At 40.3% G+C, this 23,283-nt stretch carries 21 protein-coding genes and 1 pseudogene; 18 read left to right on the forward strand and 4 right to left on the reverse strand.

The window, feature by feature from the left end:
- Position 1: 1 nt before the first annotated feature.
- From DD649_RS01835 to hycI, 8 genes are read left to right on the forward strand one after another with little or no spacing between them, the layout of a single operon-like run.
- On the forward strand, positions 2-1,444 hold the full coding sequence (locus DD649_RS01835) for a hydrogenase 4 subunit D (protein ID WP_294102943.1): 1,443 nt from the start codon (positions 2-4) through the stop codon (positions 1,442-1,444).
- 11 nt (positions 1,445-1,455) lie between these two features.
- On the forward strand, positions 1,456-2,106 hold the full coding sequence (gene hyfE / locus DD649_RS01840) for a hydrogenase 4 membrane subunit (protein WP_336428787.1): 651 nt from the start codon (positions 1,456-1,458) through the stop codon (positions 2,104-2,106).
- Between the two features lie 4 nt (positions 2,107-2,110).
- Positions 2,111-3,691, forward strand: a complete 1,581-nt coding sequence (locus DD649_RS01845) for a hydrogenase 4 subunit F (RefSeq protein WP_294102945.1) — start codon at positions 2,111-2,113, stop codon at positions 3,689-3,691.
- A gap of 1 nt (position 3,692) precedes the next feature.
- The gene (locus DD649_RS01850; RefSeq protein ID WP_294102947.1) at positions 3,693-5,426 is read left to right on the forward strand and encodes a hydrogenase large subunit; all 1,734 of its coding nucleotides are present in this window, start codon (positions 3,693-3,695) and stop codon (positions 5,424-5,426) included.
- Between the two features lie 16 nt (positions 5,427-5,442).
- Complete coding sequence (hyfH, locus tag DD649_RS01855; RefSeq protein ID WP_336428790.1) at positions 5,443-5,994, forward strand: hydrogenase 4 subunit H; 552 nt, start codon at positions 5,443-5,445, stop codon at positions 5,992-5,994.
- The gene (locus DD649_RS01860) at positions 5,991-6,773 is read left to right on the forward strand and encodes an NADH-quinone oxidoreductase subunit B family protein (RefSeq protein WP_294102951.1); all 783 of its coding nucleotides are present in this window, start codon (positions 5,991-5,993) and stop codon (positions 6,771-6,773) included. Before hyfH ends, DD649_RS01860 begins: the two co-directional genes overlap by 4 nt.
- A complete protein-coding gene (locus DD649_RS01865) occupies positions 6,766-7,215 on the forward strand; it encodes a formate hydrogenlyase maturation HycH family protein (RefSeq protein WP_336428793.1) in 450 nt (149 codons plus the stop codon). The genes DD649_RS01860 and DD649_RS01865 overlap by 8 nt, the downstream gene beginning before the upstream one ends.
- Positions 7,212-7,691: a hydrogenase maturation peptidase HycI gene (hycI, locus tag DD649_RS01870; protein ID WP_294102956.1), complete on the forward strand. Its 480-nt coding sequence runs from the start codon at positions 7,212-7,214 to the stop codon at positions 7,689-7,691. Before DD649_RS01865 ends, hycI begins: the two co-directional genes overlap by 4 nt.
- A gap of 97 nt (positions 7,692-7,788) precedes the next feature.
- Here hycI and hybG read toward each other — a convergent pair whose 3' ends face one another.
- From hybG to hydN, 3 genes are read right to left on the reverse strand one after another with little or no spacing between them, the layout of a single operon-like run.
- The gene (gene hybG, locus DD649_RS01875) at positions 7,789-8,061 is read right to left on the reverse strand and encodes a hydrogenase maturation factor HybG (protein WP_336428795.1); all 273 of its coding nucleotides are present in this window, start codon (positions 8,059-8,061) and stop codon (positions 7,789-7,791) included.
- 36 nt (positions 8,062-8,097) lie between these two features.
- Positions 8,098-8,439, reverse strand: coding sequence for a hydrogenase maturation nickel metallochaperone HypA (hypA, locus tag DD649_RS01880; RefSeq protein ID WP_294102963.1), 342 nt, complete (start codon positions 8,437-8,439; stop codon positions 8,098-8,100).
- 10 nt (positions 8,440-8,449) lie between these two features.
- Positions 8,450-8,998, reverse strand: a complete 549-nt coding sequence (gene hydN / locus DD649_RS01885) for an electron transport protein HydN (protein WP_294102966.1) — start codon at positions 8,996-8,998, stop codon at positions 8,450-8,452.
- 554 nt (positions 8,999-9,552) lie between these two features.
- Here hydN and DD649_RS01890 point away from each other — a divergent pair.
- Positions 9,553-11,145 (forward strand): sigma 54-interacting transcriptional regulator, encoded by a 1,593-nt coding sequence (locus DD649_RS01890; protein ID WP_294102971.1) that lies wholly within the window; start codon positions 9,553-9,555, stop codon positions 11,143-11,145.
- Between the two features lie 849 nt (positions 11,146-11,994).
- Here the strand turns inward: DD649_RS01890 and fdhF are convergent.
- Positions 11,995-14,141, reverse strand: a pseudogene (gene fdhF / locus DD649_RS01895) (formate dehydrogenase subunit alpha).
- Positions 14,142-14,561: 420 nt separating this feature from the next.
- Between fdhF and hprR the strand changes: the two are divergent.
- From hprR to DD649_RS01940, 9 genes are all read left to right on the forward strand, one after another.
- Positions 14,562-15,233, forward strand: a complete 672-nt coding sequence (hprR, locus tag DD649_RS01900; RefSeq protein WP_336428799.1) for a response regulator transcription factor HprR — start codon at positions 14,562-14,564, stop codon at positions 15,231-15,233.
- Positions 15,230-16,588 carry a heavy metal sensor histidine kinase gene (locus tag DD649_RS01905; RefSeq protein WP_336428801.1) on the forward strand — a complete coding sequence of 453 codons (1,359 nt, stop codon included), beginning with the start codon at positions 15,230-15,232 and terminating at the stop codon, positions 16,586-16,588. The genes hprR and DD649_RS01905 overlap by 4 nt, the downstream gene beginning before the upstream one ends.
- Positions 16,589-16,779: 191 nt before the next feature.
- A complete protein-coding gene (msrP, locus tag DD649_RS01910; RefSeq protein ID WP_294102980.1) occupies positions 16,780-17,790 on the forward strand; it encodes a protein-methionine-sulfoxide reductase catalytic subunit MsrP in 1,011 nt (336 codons plus the stop codon).
- Positions 17,791-17,793: 3 nt separating this feature from the next.
- Positions 17,794-18,390 (forward strand): protein-methionine-sulfoxide reductase heme-binding subunit MsrQ, encoded by a 597-nt coding sequence (locus DD649_RS01915; protein WP_294102983.1) that lies wholly within the window; start codon positions 17,794-17,796, stop codon positions 18,388-18,390.
- 211 nt (positions 18,391-18,601) lie between these two features.
- On the forward strand, positions 18,602-19,522 hold the full coding sequence (yhfZ, locus tag DD649_RS01920) for a GntR family transcriptional regulator YhfZ (protein WP_336428805.1): 921 nt from the start codon (positions 18,602-18,604) through the stop codon (positions 19,520-19,522).
- Positions 19,523-19,547: 25 nt separating this feature from the next.
- Positions 19,548-19,907: a PRD domain-containing protein gene (locus DD649_RS01925; RefSeq protein WP_294102989.1), complete on the forward strand. Its 360-nt coding sequence runs from the start codon at positions 19,548-19,550 to the stop codon at positions 19,905-19,907.
- 73 nt (positions 19,908-19,980) lie between these two features.
- The gene (locus DD649_RS01930; protein WP_294102992.1) at positions 19,981-21,153 is read left to right on the forward strand and encodes a YhfX family PLP-dependent enzyme; all 1,173 of its coding nucleotides are present in this window, start codon (positions 19,981-19,983) and stop codon (positions 21,151-21,153) included.
- Positions 21,146-22,372, forward strand: coding sequence for a phosphopentomutase (locus DD649_RS01935; RefSeq protein WP_294102995.1), 1,227 nt, complete (start codon positions 21,146-21,148; stop codon positions 22,370-22,372). The genes DD649_RS01930 and DD649_RS01935 overlap by 8 nt, the downstream gene beginning before the upstream one ends.
- A 3-nt stretch (positions 22,373-22,375) precedes the next feature.
- Positions 22,376-23,272, forward strand: coding sequence for a phosphotriesterase-related protein (locus tag DD649_RS01940; RefSeq protein ID WP_294102998.1), 897 nt, complete (start codon positions 22,376-22,378; stop codon positions 23,270-23,272).
- Positions 23,273-23,283 lie beyond the last annotated feature (11 nt).

The raw sequence follows: 23,283 nt of genomic DNA on the forward strand, positions 1-23,283 counted from the left end.
CATGTTAGAAAATATTGCACTGGCGACTCTAATGGTTCCGTTTATTGGGGCGTTGCTGGTCAGTTTCTTACCAACACGTGTCGCACCGTGGCTAAGTACGTTAGTTGCGTTGCTTGCATCGCTCGGTACGGCGGCATTGGGTTGGTTGTATCTCGACGGTGGCAAAGTCGCCACCACGTTGGAATTAGTACAAGCAGGGGATGTCGCGTTATTTGGTTTTACCATTGATGGCGTCAGTACATTAATTGCGTTTGCCGTAGTATTCCTAGGCTTTTTGATCTGTCTGTATTCTACAGGCTATTTGACCGAAGGTAATCGTGAGCACGCACACGGCCCAACTCGCCGCTATTATGCATTTTTGCTGATTTTTATCGGTGCAATGGCGGGTGTGGTGCTGTCTTCTACCATTTTAGGACAACTCGTCTTCTTCGAAATTACTGGGGGCTGTTCTTGGGCGCTGATTGGTTATTACCAAACTGAAAAATCACAGCGTTCTGCAATGAAAGCACTGCTTATCACCCATATCGGTTCGTTGGGACTGTACATGGCAGCGGCGACCTTATTCATCAGTACAGGAACATTCGCACTAAGTGCCATTAATCAGCTGAATGAAACACAAAGCCTGATTGTTTTTGGTGGCATTTTATTTGCGGCATGGGGTAAGTCTGCACAACTCCCATTACAGGCTTGGTTACCTGATGCGATGGAAGCGCCAACACCGGTCAGCGCGTATTTACACGCGGCCTCTATGGTGAAAGTTGGCGTGTATATTTTTGCGCGTAGCATTATGTCATCAACCCATGTACCGGAAATTATCGGTTGGATTGGTGTGACGATGGCAGTGATCACCTTGGTATATGGTTTCTTGATGTATCTACCACAAAAAGATATGAAACGATTGCTAGCGTGGTCAACCATTACCCAATTAGCGTATATCTTTCTTGCCTTGTCGTTATCGATTTTTGGTTCGAAAGAGGCGTTTGATGGCGGTATTGCTTACATCTTTAACCATGCTTTTGCGAAAAGTTTATTCTTCTTAGTTGCAGGTGCGCTGAGCTATAGCTGCGGTACACGTATGCTGCCGCGTTTACGTGGATTAGCAAAACAGTATCCACTCTTGGGCGTTGGATTTTGTGTGGCGGCATTGGCGATTGCCGGTGTTCCTCCGCTTAATGGTTTTTTCAGTAAATTTCCAATCTTTGCCGCAGGTTTCGCGTTGTCTGACAAATTCTGGATATTAACGCCAATTATGATTTTGGTGTTGATTGAATCCGTCGCGAGTTTTGCTTGGTTACTTTACTGGTTCGGTAAAGTGGTACCTGGCGAACCAAGTGAAGAAGTGGCAAATGGCAGTGCTGTTCCATGGGCGATGCAGTGGGTAATTGGTTTACTGATCATCATGTCCTTCTGTTCTAGTGTTATTGCCGTCATCTGGCTCAATTAAGGGGAGAAAGTATGACTGGTTCAATGATTGTAAATAATTTAGCGGGGCTGATGATGATCACTTCGCTACTGGTTATCGGCGCAAAACGTCCGGTGGCATCTTGTTGGTTTTATGCACTTCAATCTTTGGTTCTGGTGGCGATTTTTGCCACACTCTCTCAAACCTTGAATGCGCCAGAGCTAGCAATGTGGGCAGGCACTGCATTTGCAACAAAAGTAGTTTTAGTACCACTGATTATGGGATATGCATTTCGCAAACTCTCTGATCCGTCAGCGAATGGCGGTGTGATAAGTCCTGCATGGTTGATGTTAGCAGCAGCGGTCATCGTAGTGTTGTGTTGGTTTGTTGTCGAACCGATAAAACTGCCAATAGCCACAGATTTGAAGCCAGCTTTAGCGGTTTCACTGGGACATTTTATGTTGGGATTGCTATGTATTGTGACCCAGAAAAATATCCTTAAGCAGGCATTTGGTTATTGCTTGATGGAAAATGGTTCACATCTGACATTGGCATTGCTGGCATATAAAGCGCCAGAATTAGTTGAAATAGGCATCGCGACGGACGCCATTTTTGCTGTGATTATCATGGCGGTGCTGGCACGTAAAATCTATCGCACGCTCAACACACTGAACGTGGATCAACTGACCGCGCTGAAGGGGTGATGAGATGAATCAAACTATGTTATTGACGTTATTAATGGCGACACCATTGGTTATTTCTATGTTGGCTTTTATCTGCCGTTTACTTGGAAATAGCGCCAAAATGGCGGTTACTTTGGTGCATGCCATCGGGATTACTTTATTGTTGGTATTATCGCTGTGGATGGTAAATACCATTGGTGAAGTTGGCGACCTGCTAATGGCGCAGCGCTGGATACATCTTGATAGCCTTGCTGGATTATTTTTAGCGATATTGGGAATTGTTGGTTTTCTGACAGGTTTATATTCCATTGGCTATATGAACCATGAGGTTGAAGAGGGGGAAATTAGCGTTGGAACCCTTTGCAATTACTATGGTTTCTTCCATCTGTTCTTATTTACCATGCTATTGGTTATTACCAGTAATAACTTGATTCTAATGTGGGCGGCGGTTGAAGCTACCACATTAAGCTCTGCATTTTTGGTAGGTATTTATGGCCAACGCTCTTCTTTAGAAGCCGCGTGGAAATACATCATTATCTGTAGTGTCGGTGTGGCATTTGGTCTATTTGGTACCATTTTGGTTTATGCCAATGCGGTCAATGTCATGCCTGATCCAGAGTTAGCGATTTTCTGGACAGAAGTATTGAAATATACCTCATTACTTGACCCAACTTTGATGCATTTAGCCTTTGTATTCGTTTTAGTTGGCTTCGGAACCAAAACGGGTCTGTTTCCAATGCATGCATGGTTACCTGATGCACATAGTGAGGCTCCAAGCCCAACTTCGGCATTACTTTCTGCCGTATTGTTAAATTGCGCACTACTTATCATCATTCGTTATTACATCATCGTCACGTCTGCGATTGGTGGTGAATTTACTCAAACCTTGTTACTTGTCTTTGGCTTGCTTTCTGTTGCTGTCGCCGCATTCTTTATCTTAGTTCAACGAGATATGAAACGACTATTAGCTTATTCAAGCGTTGAAAATATGGGCTTGATTGCAGTCGCATTAGGTATTGGTGGCCCATTAGGGGTACTTGCTGCGTTATTACATACTTTGAATCACAGTTTAGCGAAAACGCTGCTGTTTTGTGGTTCAGGTAATGTATTACTTAAATATGGCACGCGGGATATTACCGTTGTTAAAGGGCTATTACGCACAATGCCATTTACCGCAGTCGTGTTCGCTGGTGGCGCATTAGCTTTAGGCGGTATGCCACCGTTTAACATATTTTTAAGTGAGTTCATGATTGTGGTTGCAGGTATTGCTACCAACCATTTCTGGCTGACACTGCTTGTTTTAATTCTCATTACTGTCGTTCTTGGCGGATTAGTCAGAATGATCTCTAAAACATTATTTGGTGAGAAACCTGACTGTGTTTCAAAAGGTGAACTTGGCATTTTGACGACCTTACCGATGGCAATTCTTATTGTTTTGATGTTGGTAATGGGTACGCACATTCCACAGTCTGTTAGTAATCTACTTGAGAATGCGGCCACTATTGTGTTGAAAGACAGTGCATTACCTAATTCAGAATTAACTACTTTAAACTTTCATTGGCCGTGGGGTGTAAACGCCTCTTCGACCTCATTGCAGGAGAAATAACGTGAGCTATCAGAATTATGCAGATACCCTTCAGGGCGTTCGTAAAGGCGCGGGTTATCTGGCAAAAGTCCGCGAGAAATTTCCTCATGCGGTGCTGGACGAAGAGTGGCAGACTGCGAATCAGGTCACTATCACCATTAAAACGGAAATGCTGCCAGAGGTGGTTGAATTTCTGTATTACGGTTGCGGCGGCTGGTTACCCGTGCTGTGGGGGAATGATGAGCGCCCATTGAATGGACAATTTGCGGTGTATTATGCACTTTCAATGGAAGAAGGTGAAAAATGCTGGGTAACAGTAAAGGCTTTTGTTAGCCCTATTACTCAAGAGTTTCCTTCTGTTACTCCGCGAGTTCCAGCCGCAGTTTGGGGGGAACGTGAAATACGGGATATGTATGGTCTGCGTGCGGTAGGCTTGCCTGATGAACGTCGTTTAGTGCTCCCCGATGATTGGCCTGAAGATCTTTATCCATTGCGTAAAGACACGATGGACTATCGTCAGCGTCCAGAGCCAACCACGGATACTGAAACTTATCAGTTTATCAATGATAGTAAAACTCAAAGCCGAGTTGTACCAATCGGTCCATTACATATCACCTCTGATGAACCTGGCCATTTTAGATTATTCGTTGATGGTGAACGCATTGTGGATGCGGACTACCGCATGTTCTATGTTCACCGTGGTATGGAAAAACTAGCAGAAACCCGTATGGGCTATAACGAAGTCACGTTTTTATCTGACCGAGTTTGTGGCATTTGCGGTTTCACTCATAGCGTGGCTTATACCTCTTCAGTCGAAAATGCCCTTGGTATTTATGTTCCACCTCGTGCACATACTATTCGTAGCGTACTGCTGGAAGTTGAGCGCTTACACAGCCATTTATTAAATATTGGTTTAGCGAGCCACTTTACCGGTTTTGATACTGGTTTTATGCAGTTTTTCCGCGTGCGTGAAAAATCCATGAAGATGGCTGAATTATTGACTGGTGCGCGTAAAACTTACGGTACTAATTTGATAGGTGGTGTTCGCCGTGATTTCTTAAAAGAACAGCGGGTGAAAACCATTCAGTTGGTACGCGAAATGCGCCGTGATGTGACCGAACTGGTGGATATGCTGCTGAGCACGCCGAATATGGAACAGCGTACTGTGGGGGTTGGTCTTTTAGATCCTAAAGTTGCGCGAGACTATAGCCCAGTAGGCCCAATGATCCGCGCTAGCGGATTCAAACGTGATGTGCGTTTTGATCACCCATTTGCCGATTATGCCAACTTACCGAAAACGCTTTTCACTTTAGATGGTTGTGACGTTTATTCACGCGTGATGGTGCGAATTAAAGAAACATTAGATTCTTTATCCATGATTGAATATGCATTGGACAATATGCCAGATGGCCCAATTTTGACCGAAGGCTTTACATATCAACCACATAAATTTGCGCTGGGTTATACCGAAGCACCACGTGGCGAAGATGTTCACTGGAGCATGTTAGGTGATAATCAGAAATTGTATCGCTGGCGCTGCCGTGCGGCGACTTATGCCAACTGGCCAGTACTGCGTTATATGTTGCAAGGGAATACGGTTTCTGATGCGCCATTAATTATTGGTAGCCTTGACCCTTGTTACTCTTGTACTGACCGTGTGACGCTGGTGGATGTGAAAAAACGTAAAGCAAAAACCATTGCATACAAAGAGTTAGAGCAACAAAGTATTCTGCGTAAAAAATCGTTAATGAAATAAGCCGGAGGAAATACTAATGCTTAAATTATTTAAAATCCTCCGTGAAACGGGGACAGCAACGGTTAAATATCCATTTAAGCCACTTGAAGTGGCTCATGGTTTCCGTGGTAAGCCAGAATATGACCCATTGCAATGTATCGCTTGTGGCGCTTGTATCTCGGCTTGTCCTGCGAATGCCTTAACGATGGAAACCGATTTAGAAAGCGGTGAACGTCGCTGGCAGCTATTTCTTGGGCGCTGTATTTATTGTGCCCGTTGTGAAGAGGTTTGCCCAACCCGAGCAATTCATCTGACAGAAGAATTTGAAACTGCCGTGATGAATAAAGCCGATCTGTATATGAAAGGGACTTTTCGTTTACAACATTGTCGTCAGTGTGGTGAAGCATTTGCCCCTAAAAAATCAGTCGATTATGCAATGGCGTTGATGGTGGCGTCGGGTATTGAAGAGAGTGGCATTGAAGCACTAAGACCAATGTATGAAACCTGTCCGACCTGCAAACAGAAAAATAACCTGTTAAATAATAATCGTCAAAACTTCCGTTTGCATATTGAGGGAGATAAATCATGAGTTTTCCAGAGATCCCTGTTAATCATCATGTGAGTCAGCCTGTCAGCATGGATGAGCAGGTCGCAAAATTAAAAAGTACCTTGTTAAAAGATATCAAACGTTCAGCTTATGTTTATCGTGTCGACTGTGGTGGTTGCAATGGGTGTGAGATAGAGATTTTCTCTGCAATCACGCCTGTATTTGATGCGGAACGTTTTGGGATCAAAGTCGTTGCATCACCACGACATGCTGATATTTTGCTATTTACGGGCGCTGTGACGCGGGCAATGCGTATGCCTGCATTGCGTGCTTATGAATCTGCTCCTGACCCAAAAATTTGTATTTCTTACGGGGCTTGTGGCTGTGGTGGTGGTATTTTCCATGACCTTTACTGCGTTTGGGGTGGCAGTGAACATATTGTGCCGATTGATGTATGGATACCGGGTTGTCCACCGACACCTGCGGCAACCATTTATGGATTTGCGGTGGCCTTGGGGTTATTAAATCAAAAATTAACCGCACAAGATCACCATGAAGGCGAAGGTGAACGCGTAGAATTATTGTTACCCTCTATCCCATTGGCTACGCGTGTGATGATTGAACGAGAAGCGCGTCGTCAGGCTGGGTATTTTCAAGGAAGAGAAATTAGCGATCACTTTTTATCATTGCTTGAAGGTGCAACACCAACACAGGTTCAAGCAACGATGCAAAAATGGATTAACGAAGAGCAAGATCCTCGCTTACGAGACATTGTTAACCGCTTAGTGACCGTGTTACAGCAAGGGGGCGTTGATGACTAACTCAAATATTGAGCTCTCTACATCAGAGCAACCCGCCTCGAAAGGCAACGTTTATTTTTGGTCACTGCGCCAAAAGTTTGTCGATAGCGACGACGATGTGCCCGAAGAAGCGCAGCAAGTCATGTATTACTCATTGGCTATTGGTCACCATGTTGGCATGATAGATTGTCTGAAAAATGAATTAGTGTGTCCATTAGACGGTTACCAGTCTTGGGTTAATGCAATACCTGAAGGAGAGGCGCGACGCAAATTGCAGGGGTTGATTACTTTCGGTGAAATTAATATCGATTCAACTCATACGAGTATGTTAGCACTTGCTGTCGATGGGTTTGCGAAAGATGAAAATTCACCTTATTGTGAATGGAGTTCAACCCTGATTCGATTATTAGGTGAAATTGAGCGAGAACCTGCAATTTACCTAATAGTAAAGAGGCGATCATGACAGATTTATCTAACAATAACATTATGTTAGCTGTTGGTAATAGTATGATGGGGGACGATGGCGCAGGCCCGATGCTATATGACTTGATGCAAGAAAATCCCATTGCAGATTGGCTAGCAATAAATGGCGGAAGCAGTCCTGAAAATGTGACTCACCAGATAAGAGCGCTTAAACCTAAACGTTTGTTAATTGTGGATGCTGCGGATATCGGTTTAAATCCAGGTGAAATCCGTGTTATTGATCCTGATGATATTGCTGAAATGTTTATTATGAGTACGCATAATTTACCGTTGAATTTTTTAATCGACCAATTAAAAGACGATATTGATGAAGTGATTTTTTTGGGTATCCAACCTGATTTAGTGGGTTTTTATATGCCAATGAATGAACAGGTGATTGATGCAGTACAACAAGTTTATGCTGCATTGCCTCTCTGGGAAGGGTTCGGCGGATTCAAATTATTCGATGGCGAGTAATTTCATTATAAATAGTTGATGTTTAGTTGTTGAACTTGTAAACCGCAGTGAGGTTATTTAAAACACTGCGGTTTTTATTGATTAAGGATGTTGTATATCAAGCATTTCCATGTAAAAAGTAAGAAACATCTTCTTCGACTTCGGCCATTGCCATTAGGGCTTCAAGCGTATCATGGGCCTCTTCTTCATCGATAATACTCATGGCAAAACCGACGTGAACGAGCACCCATTTATCAAGCATGTCGGTGGTTTCTCCATCACAAACCAGCGCAATGTTCACATCCCGTTTGACCCCACAAACTTCGACTTGTGCATTGTCCATTGGTGAATTACCTACTGACACAATTTTGCCGGGTATGGCTAAACACATAACTGACTCCTGATTTGATTTAAACGTCTTACAAGATTATTCCACTTCAATTTGCTTTACCTGCATGGTGTCGCTGCTGTTTATTTGCAGGTTACGACTGCCACAGTGAGGACATCCCGTATCAAATTGGGTAACGCTCACATTGCTTTGGCAATCTCGGCACCATGCTTGCGCGGCAACGGTGGTGACATGTAACTTTGCACCCTCAGCGAGCGTGTTACGACAAACAATATCGAAACAAAAATGCAGTGCAGACTCTTCAATACAAGAAACCGCACTGAGTTCTAACCAAACTGCACAGACACGCTGTGCGTGATTTTGTTTTGCATGCTGTTCGATAATTTCTAACGCACTTTGACATAAGGTAACTTCATGCATCGGGACTCTCTTATGACATCAAATCGTAAGGAATTTCAAAAGCCGCACGGCGACGACGCTCTTTAATAATTTCATCCATACGATTACGGTCTACGACAATAAGCGCATCGGTTGGGCAAACTTCCACACAAGCAGGGCCACCTTCGCGAGTATGGCAGAGATCGCATTTATGTGCTTCAGCACGGTATTGTGGAATGGTATTTAGCGCAGTATTTTGTTGAGCAACAAGGCGGCTAATGACTTCCATTGTGCCGTAAGGGCAAGCAATGACGCAGGTTTTACAACCGATACATTTAGATTGGTCAACATACACAAAATCATCTTTACGGCTAATCGCACCATTAGGACAAACATTGGCACAGGGGGCATCTTCGCATTGACGGCAAACTACAGCAGTACTGATGTTATAGCCTTTGATAACATGAATACGTGGGAAAAAATCATCTTTAACGACAGTTTCAATACCTGTTTCTTGTTCTTGATGAGAAACTACACATGCCACTTCACAAGTGTGACAGCCAATGCATTTTTTGGGGTCTGCAATGATGAAACGGTTCATCATACTCTCCTGAATGATATACGACGACATCACATCCGGCTTTCCGGTGTAACCGTCCTCTGGTTCGAATACCTTTTCATAAGCATGTATCGTGCCAGATCAGAAAAATAATTTAATTCAGTTAAATCAGTATATTAATAAATAATAAAAAGGTGCTGAAAGGGTAATTGAAATATTCGTCACAAGCTTCGACAAATATGACGATAATTACAAATATCGTTATATATATGGCTATACTAAGATATTGTTATATTAAAAATAGGGGACTGGATCAAACTTAAATCAGTCAGCGATATTCTTTTTTTATAGAGTCATTACAATAATAGGATTAAAAAATTGTATTAGCTAAAATGATATTAATCACGGCATTAAATTTTTTGAATTTGCATTTATTCATAGATGAGTATTTTAGAATATATAAGCGATAAATATTCAATTAATAGCAAGACGATAAACGAAGTTAGCTTGGGGTACATACTTTAGTATGTGATCTAAGTAGCCAAGTGAAGACAATACAGCGATAACCTGAACCATGACGAGTTAGTGGAGACTTTGTGGATATATCTGAAAAAGCTGAACGTATACGCCATGAACGCGACCAGTACAGAATATTAGTTGATATTACCAATTCGGTGCTTTCTCATTTAGAAATGGATGGTTTAGTTGCTGAAGTATCTCGAGAAATTTACCGTTTTTTCGGTATAAGTCAAATCAGCATCGCATTATGTGATAATTATAGTTCTGCCGTATACCTTTGTTATTCCAGCTATTATCAACGTTCACATCCCGTTGAGAAAATGCAGTATCATTTGAATGAGTTACATCCAGATTTAACACAGGCTCTTGATAGTAATCAGCCTGTGCGTTTGACTTTAGATTCTGCCACGCAAGACCCACTTTATAGGCATATGTGTGAGCAAGGAATGAGTGAAACGTTGTTATTACCATTGGCATTTAACCATAAACCTTTGGGGGTGTTGGTTTTATCTCATGAAAATAAAAGTATTTTTACAGAAGATAATTGTAATTTGCTTAAACAAATAGCGGCACGATTTGCGATTGCAGTTGATAACGCAGCTGCTTATGGTGAAATTACTCGTTTAAAAGACAGCCTGAAAACTGAAAATCTTTGGTTGACTGAACAGATACATCGTACTGATAGTTTCAGTGAAATTATTTTTCAAAGCGAAGCGATGCGTAATGTATTAGAGCAAGTTGATTTGGTGGCTCACAGTGATAGCACCGTGCTTATCTTAGGTGAAACGGGAACTGGTAAGGAGCTTATCGCGCGAGCTATTCATCGTTTAAGTGATAGACATCAACGCACTATGATTAAGATGAACTGTGCTGCTGTTCCATCAGGGTTGCTAGAAAGTGATTTATTTGGTCATGATAAAGGCGCGTTTACCGGAGCTACCACAACACATATTGGCCGTTTTGAAATGGCGGATAAAAGTACGTTATTTTTAGATGAAATCGGTGATATGCCGTTAGATCTTCAACCCAAGTTATTGAGAGTGCTGCAAGAACGTGAAATTGAACGTATTGGTGGTAATAAAGTGATACCCGTGGATGTTAGACTAATAGCAGCCACAAATCGTAATCTTAAATCGATGACCAATGACCGTGAATTTCGAGAAGATCTCTATTACCGTTTGAATGTATTCCCTATTGTGATCCCACCGTTACGAGAGAGACCAGAGGATATCGCACTGCTGGCAACCTATTTTACGCAAAAAATTGCTCAAAGAATGAACCGAAAAATAGACTGCATTCCACTCGATGCTCTGGAACAGCTTTCTCGCTATCCATGGCCCGGTAATGTGCGAGAACTAGAAAATGTGATTGAACGAGCAGTGATCCTTACCCGCGGTAATACACTTAATTTACAGTTACATGAGCTGAATATCCCAAAGCCATCACGCCTTAAAAATGCACTGCAAACTCCGACGTTGCTCGAAAAGCGAATGCAAACAGAGGCGCCTGAAAATGATGACGAGGAAAGGGATAGAATTATTGCTGCACTAAAAGCAACGAATGGGGTGGTTGCTGGTGCAAGAGGGGCCGCAACACGTCTAGGGTTGAAGCGGACGACGTTGTTGTCGAGGATGCAGAGGTTAGGGATTTGTGTCCAAGATCTTTTTTAGTTCGTATACCTGTCATACTTCGAGCTGTAGGGGGTTGGCTTCATTCGCCAACCTCGGTCACATACTTATGTATGCTCCTATCCCCGTCATACTTTGTGCTGTAGGGGTGTTGGCTTCATTCGCCAACCTCGGTCACATACTTGTGTATGCTTCTAGGGCTTAGCTTTACTTGCCGCCAACACCCCGTCATACTTTGCGCTGTAGGGGGGGTGGTTTCATTCGCCAACCTCGGTCACATACTTATGTATGCTTCTAGGGCTTAGCTTTACTTGCCGCCAACACCCCGTCATACTTTGCGCTGTAGGGGTGTTGGCTTCATTCGCCAACCTCGGTCACATACTTATGTATGCTCCCAAGGATTAGCTCAATTGCCGCCTACCTACAACACAAATTATTTTGAGGAGTATTTGGGGAGTGATTAAGAATCAAATTTATTAAACTTATTTTAATTTTTATAGTTACCATTCTTTGTGTTATGTGGAGAGTCTAACTACATATTTGCTTATTCCCTTCAAAATAATTTTCTGTTCTATCTATTTACAATTCAAACTAATTTAAATATAAATTGTAGTATTCTAATTAATAATAATTCTTATTAAGATTTAAGTTGGAAATGTATAATTATTAATATTTGAATAAATTGAATTGGATTATTAAGGACTGGCTAAGGTTAATTAGTTGAAGAGCCATTAATTGGTAATTACATGCTTAGCTATTAAATGAAATTATTATTTTTGTGATTTGAAAGTAATCGATATTGTTACTAGATTACGAATAAAAAAATCGGGTCACATACTTATATGCATGTGACCCGTGAAGTTTTTTATCGCACAAAAAATAAAGGGAAAACTAAACCCCCTCGGCAGCCTCGCGTAATCTACGCTTAATCGCCGTATACTCTTGTACAACATAGTGTTCAGCTTTGTGTTGATCCGCAATTGGTTCTACACGGACTGCACAATACTTGTACTCAGGTGTTTTGGTTATTGGGCTGAGGTTTTCTGCTACTAACTCATTACAAGCACCAATCCACCATTGATAAGTCATATAAATCGCACCTTTATTAGGACGTTCACTAATATTTGCACGAGTGATAACTTTACCTTGTTTAGAGGCTATCCATACCAGCTCTTGATCTTTAATACCCAATTTCTTCGCATCAGCGGTATTTATCTGAACAAAACCGGGTTCATCTGCTAATGCCGCAAGCGCTTTACAGTTACCAGTCATGGAACGGCAAGAGTAATGGCCAACCTCACGGACTGTGGCAAGTACCATCGGATAATCAGCGCTAACTTGGTCAATCGGTGGATGCCAATCACAAGTAAAGAACTGACCTCTACCATTTGGCGTATCGAAATTGCCTCCCTCGTATAAGTATTCAGTACCTTCACTTTCCAATGTACGACATGGCCATTGGATATAGGCGAGACCTGCCAATTTTTCATAAGTAGCACCATAGTAGATAGGGCAAAGCTCACGTAGCTCATCCCAAATTTCTTTGGTGTTGTTATAGTGCATCGGATAGCCCATTGCGGTGGACATCAAACTGATAATTTCCCAGTCTTTTTTCACATCACCCACAGGTTCAACCGCTTTATAAAAACGTTGGAATCCACGGTCTGCTGCGGTATAGACACCTTCGTGTTCTCCCCAAGAGGTTGCTGGGAAAATAACATCCGCAATAGCGGCTGTTTTAGTCATAAAGATATCTTGAACAATCAATAGCTCTAATTTATCGAAAGTACGACGAATGGTTGCTAAATCAGGTTCAGTTTGCAGTGGATCTTCACCCATGACATAGTGTGCTTTTAAAATACCTTCATCGATGAAATGTGGAACTTCACTTAATGGGATCCCATTTTCATCTGGCATTTTTTCAATGCCCCAAAACTTAGCAAATTTATCAAGTGCCGCTTTATCATCGACATATTGATAGCCTGGCAAAGTATTTGGCAGAGCACCCATATCACAGGCGCCTTGAACATTATTTTGACCACGAACGGGGCCGACCCCAACATGCGGCTTACCTAAGTTACCCGTTAATAATGCTAAACTTGTGAGGGATTGAACGGTTTCGACACCTTGATAGAATTGTGTGACACCCATGCCCCATAAAATCATGGCACTTTCGGCATTTGCATACATGCGAGCCGTTCTACGGATATCTTCGGCTTTGATACCGGTTGTTTCTTCAACAGATTCAGGTGTATAAGGTGCGACTAAAGCACGGTATTCATCGAATTTATCTGTGTGAGCCTCAATAAAGGCTTGGTCATACAGGTTTTCTTCAATGATCACGTGAGCGAATGCATTTAGTAATGCAATATTAGAGCCGTTTTTCAATGGTAAATGAATATCTGCGATACGCGCGGTTTCAATATAACGCGGATCACAAACAATAATTTGAGCCCCTTTTTCTTTCGCTTTTAAAATACGACGCGCGACAATAGGGTGTGAGTCTGCGGCATTATAACCGAAGACAAAAATACATTTGGCATCCTCAATTTCGACAATTGAGTTACTCATTGCGCCATTACCGACCGAACGCTGCAGACCTGCAACCGAAGGGCCGTGTCAGACACGCGCACAGCAGTCGATATTATTACTACCGACAGCTGCACGAACAAATTTTTGCATCACAAAGTTAGCTTCATTACCCGGACCGCGAGAAGACCCTGTGGTCATAATCGCTTTTGGACCATATTTTGCTTTAATTGCCAGTAACCGCGAGCTGGCAAATTCAATCGCTTCATCCCAAGAAACCACTTCTAACTTGCCACCACGTTCACGGCGGATCATTGGGTTTTTGAGGCGAGGTGTTAAAATTTTAGTGTCATGAATGAAGTCCCAGCCATAATAGCCTTTCAGGCAGAGCTCTCCTTCATTGGTGTGACCATTTGCGCCTTCTGCGCCAATGATCTTCCCGTTCTCCACCTTCAGGTTTATTTACAGCCTGAGGCGCAATACGGGCAGACGGTGATGACTTTTTCCATCAACATTGCTCCTATATTTTTCATTTAACGGTTAAATACCGCCTTATCTCCCTTATATATGCAGGGTTTATGCCAGTTTTAATATTTAAACTAAACTTATCTAATCTATTGAATTTAAAAATGATATTTTTTATGCCTATTTTCTCATAGACGAAAAAAACATGAAGTAGAGCCGATCGTCAAAAATGACGAGAGTGGTTTGTCGATGCTAGATGCAAATGGCGGTGCGATAGCTTAATAGTTTAAAAGTGCAGACTGAGGTGTATGTAACGTGCTTTTTAATCCGAATGAAAATTGACTATCAAAGATCAATAGTCCCTAATCTTGCATAAAGCGATTAACAAATGATTGAAAGAGACTATAAAGCTCGTTATAAATATTCAGATTATTATGAATAAAAAGGATTTTAGGATCGTTAAAATGAAAATATTATTAATTGAAGATCATGATAAAACAGGAAATTGGATAAAAAAAGGCTTAGAAGAGGCGGGTTTTACTGTTGATATTGCGACCGATGGTAGGGATGGCCTCTACTTTGCGTTAGAAAATGATTACCAATTAATCATTTTAGATATTATGTTACCCGGTATGGATGGGTGGAATATCTTGAAAATTTTACGAACATCTAAAGCTGTTCCGGTTATTTGTTTAACTGCGCGAGATGCGGTTGATGACCGTGTTAAAGGTTTAGAGTTAGGTGCAAATGACTATTTAGTTAAGCCTTTTTCATTTTCTGAATTATTAGCACGTATTAAAAATCAATTACGCACTCATCAAATCGCGCCGACAGTAATTGAAATTGCTGATCTTAAAGTTGATCTTACTCGGCATGATGTTGAACGCGGTGGTTTGAAAATCCCTATGACACGCCAAGAATATTCACTATTACTATTTTTTGCGTTGCATGTGGATGAAATTTTACCTCGAACGTTAATCGCCAGTGAAGTTTGGGGGATTGATTTTGAAAGTGATACTAATATTGTCGATGTTGCTATTCGTCGATTGAGAAAAAAAGTAGATGATACTTTTGATGTGAAATTAATCGAAACAATTCGAGGTATGGGATATCGCCTCAATAGGCCAACAACATGAAAGTAAAATCATTACGCTTTAAAATTATCACTTTATTTGTCTTGCTGATGGTGGTTAACACTAGCTTTGTGACATTAACATTATATTACTCTCTAAAAAATGAGTTGGTTTCACGTGATGATAATTTACTGGTAAATCGTGCAGATCAACTGGCGAAACTGATTGTTAGCGGCATTGATATTAAAACATTACCTATTTATTTCCAGCGTATGATGGATATGAAACAGGATATTATTCAAATTAAAGATTTAAACAATCATGTGATAGTGGAAACCAATTCAGATATTTTATTAACTTCCCATCTTAAAGTGGTCAATTTGGATGAATTGGGATTAAATGCTATCACTCATTGGGAGACTACATCGGGAACGCCAGTATCTGCAATTAGTTTTGATATTCAATCACCTATTGGAAAACTTCAAGTTGTTATTGCTAAAGTCTCTATTGATCGTAACAGTGTGCTAGCTGAATATTTGAAAAAAAGTATCTTTATACCGATTATCTCGATTTTATTTATGGGTATTCTAAGTTTTTGGTTAATTAAACGTGGATTACATGATATTACCTTGTTGAGTCAGATCACTGCTAATAGTGATATCCATTCACTTGCCGAGAGCATTGATATTGAACAGTTACCGGATGAACTCAAGAATTTAGGTGATTCATTAAATATTATGCGGTCAAGACTGAAAAATGATTTTATTAAATTAACCCAATTATCAGATGATTTAGCACATGAGTTAAGAACACCCATTAATGCGATCCGTGTGCAAAATGAAATTATATTACAGCGACCACGTACTGTGGCTGAATATGAAGCCATTATTGTGAGTAATATTGAAGAGCTAGATAAACTCGCTAAAATTATTCAAAGTGTGTTATTTATCGCTAGGGCGGAAAATAAAAATATCGCGCTAAAAAGAGAAAATCTTCTTTTATCCGGGGTGATTGATGAGGTTTATGACTTATTTTCTCACTATGCAGAAGAAAAGCAAATTCAGTTAATCCATGACGAGTCTTCCCTTCATATTGATGCAGATCGTTTGTTATTAGTTCGTGTTTTAATGAACCTAATTTCAAATGCGATTAAATATTCTTACCCTAATACCCAAGTTACTACGCATATTGAAAGCAATGATGAAAGGTTAATAATTGCGGTTACCAATGAAGGTGACATGATTGCTGTCAAAAATGAGGTTTTTACCCGTTTTTGGCGCGGGGATAACGCTCGTAGTTCTGATGGCAGCGGATTAGGTTTATCAATTGTCCAAGCGATTATGACTTTACATGGCGGTGAAGTTATTTTTGAACGTATTGATAAATATAATGTTGTCACCTTATCCTTCCCTAATTGATAAGGCGAAATGATTAACATGACAATTTTGTCATTAACCCGTCAGCTTGTTTCATTCATTTTTCGGTATAACAATATCAAATTATAAGAATGCGCATTTTATTTCTTCATCAATGTGTTTTCTTTCATGTTTTCAGTTTTTATATAAAACGCTTGTGACTGACTTATGTATTTGAGTTGAGGAAAATAATAATGAAAAAATCGAAAATAACGAAAGATACTGATATTACACCTGAATCTGTTTTCATGATGAAGCGTAGAAATTTACTCAAATTACTGGGGGTTGGCGCGGCAGGATTAGCTGCTAGCTCGGCGGTTAAAGCTGACTTTTTTTCATGGTTTTCGGGTGATGAAAAAATCGTTACGCCTAAAATAGCGACAAGAGAACTCACCTTTATAAAGCCTGAAGCATACCAAAGTGAACTAGTGTTAACGCCTGAGGATAAGGTCACAGGCTATAATAATTTTTATGAATTCGGTTTAAATAAATCTGATCCTGCCGAATATGCACATACCATGAAAACTGACGAGTGGATGGTTTCAATTGAAGGGGAAGTTAACCGTCCAATAACGTTAAGTTTAGATGATATTCGTCATAAATTTACACTAGAAGAACGTATATATCGTATGCGCTGCGTTGAAGCGTGGTCAATGGTCATTCCTTGGATTGGCTTTCCATTAGCGAGTTTGCTTGCATTAGTTGAGCCAACAAGTCGCGCAAAATATGTTGCGTTCGAAACGCGATATGCACCGGAAGAAATGCCGGGTCAAAATAGTCGTTTTGTGGGAGGGGGGCTGCAATATCCTTACGTTGAAGGACTTCGCTTAGACGAAGCCATGAATCCGCTAGCATTTATGGCAACTGGGGTGTATGGCAAAGAATTACCTAATCAAAATGGTGCACCTATTCGTTTAGTTGTTCCGTGGAAATATGGTTTTAAAGGCATTAAATCGATTGTCAAAATTAGATTGACGGAATCCATCCCGCCTACAACATGGAACTTATCTGCGCCAGATGAATATGGTTTTTATGCCAATGTGAACCCAGATGTCAATCATCCTCGTTGGTCTCAAGCCTCAGAGCGTTTTATTGGCTCAGGGGGATTAGGACAAGTCACAAGACAGCCAACATTGCCTTTTAATGGTTATGGCGAAGAGGTTGCGAGTTTATATACAGGTATGGATTTAAGGAGAAACTTTTAATTTATGGATCCACGTCAGATGCCAATTGGTTTGGTAAAAGGTATTTTCCAGTTAATTGCATTACTGCCATTGGCATGGCTTATTTATGCAATTAATCTTCAACAGCTAAGTGCTGATCCCGCAAAGGATATTCAGCATTTTACTGGGCTGACAGCACTGCGTTTATTAGTGTTGATTGCTGTTATTCCTATGCTGGCTCACTACTTAAAATGGAATAATATATTTCAAGTAAGAAAGCTGGTAGGGATATGGTGTTTTGTCTGGGCGACACTGCATTTAACGAGCTATTTATTACTTGAAATAGGTTGGAGCAATGTGGCTTTATTTTTCTCAGAGATTTATTCCAGAGTCTATCTAGCAATAGGCTTAATTTGTTGGTTATTTTTATTTGTAATGGCGATAAGTTCTTTTAATTGGTTACGAGTTAAGCTTGGTAAATGGTGGAAAAGAATACACAATTTACTTTACCCTGTGCTGCTATTAGTGGTTTTACACTTTGCTTTATCGATGAAAACAATAACGCCAGAACCGTTTTTTTATCTGGCAATTATCTTATTCGCCTATTCCCACCGATTCTTACAACGGAAGATAAATAGTTAGTTATTGTTTATCTTATTTATCATGTATATAAATTTATTTTTTTAGTTTTAATAATCTTATTGTTTGATATATAAGGTTATTGTTTAATGCATTCTTGTCTACGATACATTTATATCACATTCGTGATGATAGTCACTAATTGACATTTATTTGTTTGCAATTTATCTTCAAATTAATGAAGATAAATTTAATATAATTTTTGAATAATATTATGACCCAAGCATTTATTAAAAAAGAAGGAATTGCGCAGTCTTATCTCTCGCGTTATTTACTGGTCTTAGAGAATGGTAGTCGTCTTAAAACTATTGATGAATTAGCGAAAGATAGTTATCTATCAGTAGGATTGATGCAATCAGCATTGAAATCATTAGAGGCTCTTGGCGCAATTACTATTGAGCGACGGGGTCGTAATGGTAGTTTCGTTACTAAGATTGACCATAAGCTACTTTTTAAATTTGCTAATATCGGCAACGTTGTTTGTGCTATGCCGCTGCCTTATGCAAGAGTTTATGAAGGGCTGGCGAGTGGCTTGAAAGCACAGTTTTTAGAGGTTCCATTCTATTTCGCACATATGCGAGGGTCTGATATTCGCATTGAGTGTTTAGAAAATGGTATTTATGATTTAGCGGTAACTTCACGTTTGGCAGCTGAGCAGCATTTATCTGAGCATAATGTGCATATTGCCCTAGCTCTTGGAAAATATAGCTATGCGCAAGAACATAAATTAATTTATCGCCAAGGTGAGTTGAATAGTATTTTAAAAGTGGGCGTCGACAGAACCTCAACAGACCAGAAAATGATGACGGAACAATGGAGTGCCGGTGGTGACTATATTTTTGTCGATGTTTCATATCATGAATGCGTTAATAAAATAATGAGTCATGAAATTGATGCCGCTATTTGGAACGTCGGCCAGGGTAAAGAGCTAGATCAATTTGGCTTAACAACGCAATCTTTAATTGAGAATAAAAATCTTAGTCATGATTGTTTTTATAAGGCATCAGAAGCGGTTATTTTGACTCGTAAAGATGATTCTCAATTGCAGCAACTCATTAGTACAATGATTGACCCTGATGCTTTGTTAATCCACCAAAAAAATGTAATTGATGGCGTAATTGAACCAGTTTATTGAATTTAAGTTATGGGAGCAGTGAAATATGGAGCAAAGGCTGGCTATTTTATTACAAGGTGGTGTCATTGACCAAGATATTCATGACGGCATGTTGTGTGTAATATCAAATTTGGAGAATGATTGGAAAATAACGATTCGGCACTCTCAAGGCAACATGGCACTAACACACATGGCAAGTGCATTGATGCGTTCTCGAAGAGGGGAAAAAATTGAACCTGTTGATAGTGATATTTTAGATGAAGTTAAACAATTTGAGGATTACCAATTGGTTACGCAGATTCATCAGTCACTCCTTAGTCATTTTCAATTAACGCTAGACCCTGCGGAAGAAGGTTATTTACTCGCAAATATTTATAGTTTGATATTGGCAAATGAGCATAGTTAAATTTTCAGTTTAAATATTCATTATTTTGAATATTTAAATCAGCGCCTATTCTTGCCAACACTAAGGGAAATGTATGTTCATTGAGGCATTAAAAAAACAGAATCCAAAACTCATTGAGGCCGCGACACATTTCTGGCAAAGGGGAGAAATTCTTCCTGATAGCTACATTATTGATGTCGATCAGGTTATAAGCAATGGGCAAAAATTACTGGCGACTGCGCAAGTTAATGGTATTGAGCTCTATGCAATGACTAAGCAAATCGGTCGTAATCCATTTTTGGCGAAAAAATTGATTGAGTTAGGTTATCGCGGTGTTGTTGCTGTTGATTTTAAAGAAGCGGATACCCTAAGTGAGCATCATATACCCTTGAGTCATCTCGGTCATCTAGTCCAGATCCCAGACGCACTTATTAAGCCATTACTACAAGCAGAACCTGAGGTTATCACGTTATTTTCATTAGAAAAAGCGGCTAAAGTTAGTGCGGTGGCGCTGACTTTAAATAGGGTTCAGCCTGTGTTACTAAAGTTCACCCGTGATGGCGACAACCTTTATCCGGGGCAAGAAGCCGGTTTCGATTTTAATAAAATTGAACAAACGGTTACTGAAATAAAAAAATTATCGGGTATTCAAATTGTGGGATTAACTCACTTCCCCTGTCTTTTGTGGAATGAAGAACAACAAACGACACAGATAACCCCGAACCTTCAAACTTTAATGGAATCGGCAAGGGCTTTAAGTTCACTGGGTATTGATGTGAAGCAAATTAATGGCCCATCAGCATCGAGTATTTCTACGCTTCCTTTATTGGCACAGAACGGTATTACTCATACTGAGCCTGGGCATGCTTTTACAGGCACCATTCCTGCTAACCAGTTTGGTACACAACCTGAAAAGATAGCGATGGTTTATTTGACTGAGGTTTCCCATCAATTTGCAGGTAAAACATATTGTTTTGGTGGCGGGTATTATCGAAGAGGAAACGCGAAGAATGCACTGGTTAGAATGTCTGATAACCAGTATCAAAGTGCCGATATTTTGCCACTAGATAGTTCAAGTATTGATTATCACATTCCATTAGCGGGGCAATTTCCTATTGGCTCAGCTGTCGTGATGTGCTTTCGCACACAAATTTTTGCCACTCGTAGCGACGTTGTTTTAATTTCAGGTATTTCTCAAGGAAAACCGAGATTAGAGGGGATTTACAACAGTCAGGGCGAGTGGAAAAAGGAGCGTTATCATGGCTAAGTTTTTAGTTCTCGTCATTGATAGTTTTGGTGTTGGTAGTATGGATGACGTGCCTTCAGTACGGCCGCAAGATATTGGCGCTAATACCTGTGGGCACATCTTTCAATGTAAACCTGATTTACAGCTCCCGATGTTGGAAAAGCTCGGCATTGTTAATGCGCTAGGTTTTCAGGCAAATAATATTAATTTTTCTGATGAAGCAAATGTGGGAACTGCTGACCTTCAACATGATGGCGGCGACACGTTTATGGGGCATCAGGAAATCATGGGCACAAAACCCAAAATTCCTTTACGTATCCCTTTTTCAGTTGTGCTTGCCGATGTTGAAACTGCTTTGATAGCTGCTGGCTTCAAGGTGAGCCGAAAAGGAAATAAACCGTTGCAATATCTCTGTGTTAATCAACATGTTGCGATTGGCGATAATCTTGAAGCTGATTTAGGACAAGTATTTAATATTACAGCTAATTTGACTGAAATAGGCTTTGATGAGGTACGTAAAATTGGTGAGATTGTACGCCAGCAAGTGAAAGTTGATAGGGTGATTGCATTTGGTGGTTTGATGGTATCTAGCCAACAAATTCATGATGCAGTCGAGCAAAAAGAAGGCCGATATATTGGAATTAATGCCCCTAAATCAGGGGCATATGATAAGGGTTTTCAGGTTGTTCATATGGGATATGGGGTTGATAGCCAACAACAGGTTCCAGAAAAATTAGCGAAAAAAGGGGTTCAAACGGTCTTAATTGGCAAAGTCGCGGATATTGTTGAAAACCCTCACGGCACCAGCTACAAAAATTTAGTCGATTCACAAACTATTATGGATCTGACTTTTGAGGAAATGTGTGTGCCAGGTGACCGTTTTATTTGTACTAACATTCAAGAGACCGATCTTTCTGGTCATGCTCAAAGTGTTGATCGTTATGCGGATTGTTTAGCTATTGTTGATAAAAATTTAGCTCGCATTATCGAAGTTATGACAAGTGAAGATTGTTTGGTAGTTATGGCTGATCACGGCAATGACCCGACTATTGGTCATAGTAAGCATACGCGAGAAAAAGTTCCGCTGTTAGTTTATCAACCCGGCATTCGCGGTGTCGATATTGGTCACCGTGCAACACTTTCAGATGTTGGGGCGACAGTTTGTGACTTTTTTCATGCAAAATTGCCACAAAATGGTACCTCATTTTTATCATTAATGAATTCACAGGAGAAAGGATAAAAAATGAATAATTACCTTGATCCTACGGGTTATACCTATGCCCATGAGCATTTACATATCGATTTATCCGGTGAGAAAAATAATATTGATTGCCGTTTAGACCAATACACTTTGTTGGTCGCAGAAATGACCCGGTTATATGATCTCGGTGTGCGCAATATTATTGAGGTAACTAATCGCTATATGGGGCGTAATCCTCAGTTTTTACTCAATATTATGCATGAAAGTAAAATGAATATTGTCGCCTCTACAGGCTATTACCAACAAAAGTTTTATCCTGATAGCGTTAAATCATTGAGTGTGAAACAGATAGCGCAAGAGATGATTGATGAGATTGTAATTGGCATTGATGGTACAACGCTAAAAGCGGGTGTTATTGCGGAAATCGGCTCAAGTTTTGAGAAAATAACCGATGATGAACGCAAAGTTTTTGAAGCGGCGGCAATGGCTAGTCTTGAAACTGGACGTCCTATTTCAACACATACGACATTAAGCACTATGGGGTATGAGCAGCTAGTTATGTTAAAGGGATTTGGTATCTCACCTAAAAGTATTGTGATTGGGCATTGTGATTTGAAAGACAATCTTGATGTGATTTTACCGATACTTGAAGAGGGTGGATGGGTGCAATTCGACACTATTGGTAAAAACGATTATTACCCTGATGAAAAACGAATTGAAATGTTAAATGTAGTGAAATCAAAAGGATTTTTAGGGCAAGTAATGCTTTCTATGGATATTACTCGACGTTCTCATTTAAAAGGGAATGGAGGAATAGGTTTTGATTATTTAATCACGACTTTTGTACCTATGTTGATAAACGCAGGTTTCACTCAAAAAGATGTCAATTTAATGTTACGTGATAATCCGATTCAATTTTTTAATTACAATCATAAATAAAAACAGAAGGA

The sequence above is a fragment of the Providencia sp. genome (genome assembly GCF_003533305.1).
In the GTDB taxonomy this organism is placed as follows: Bacteria; Pseudomonadota; Gammaproteobacteria; order Enterobacterales; family Enterobacteriaceae; genus Providencia.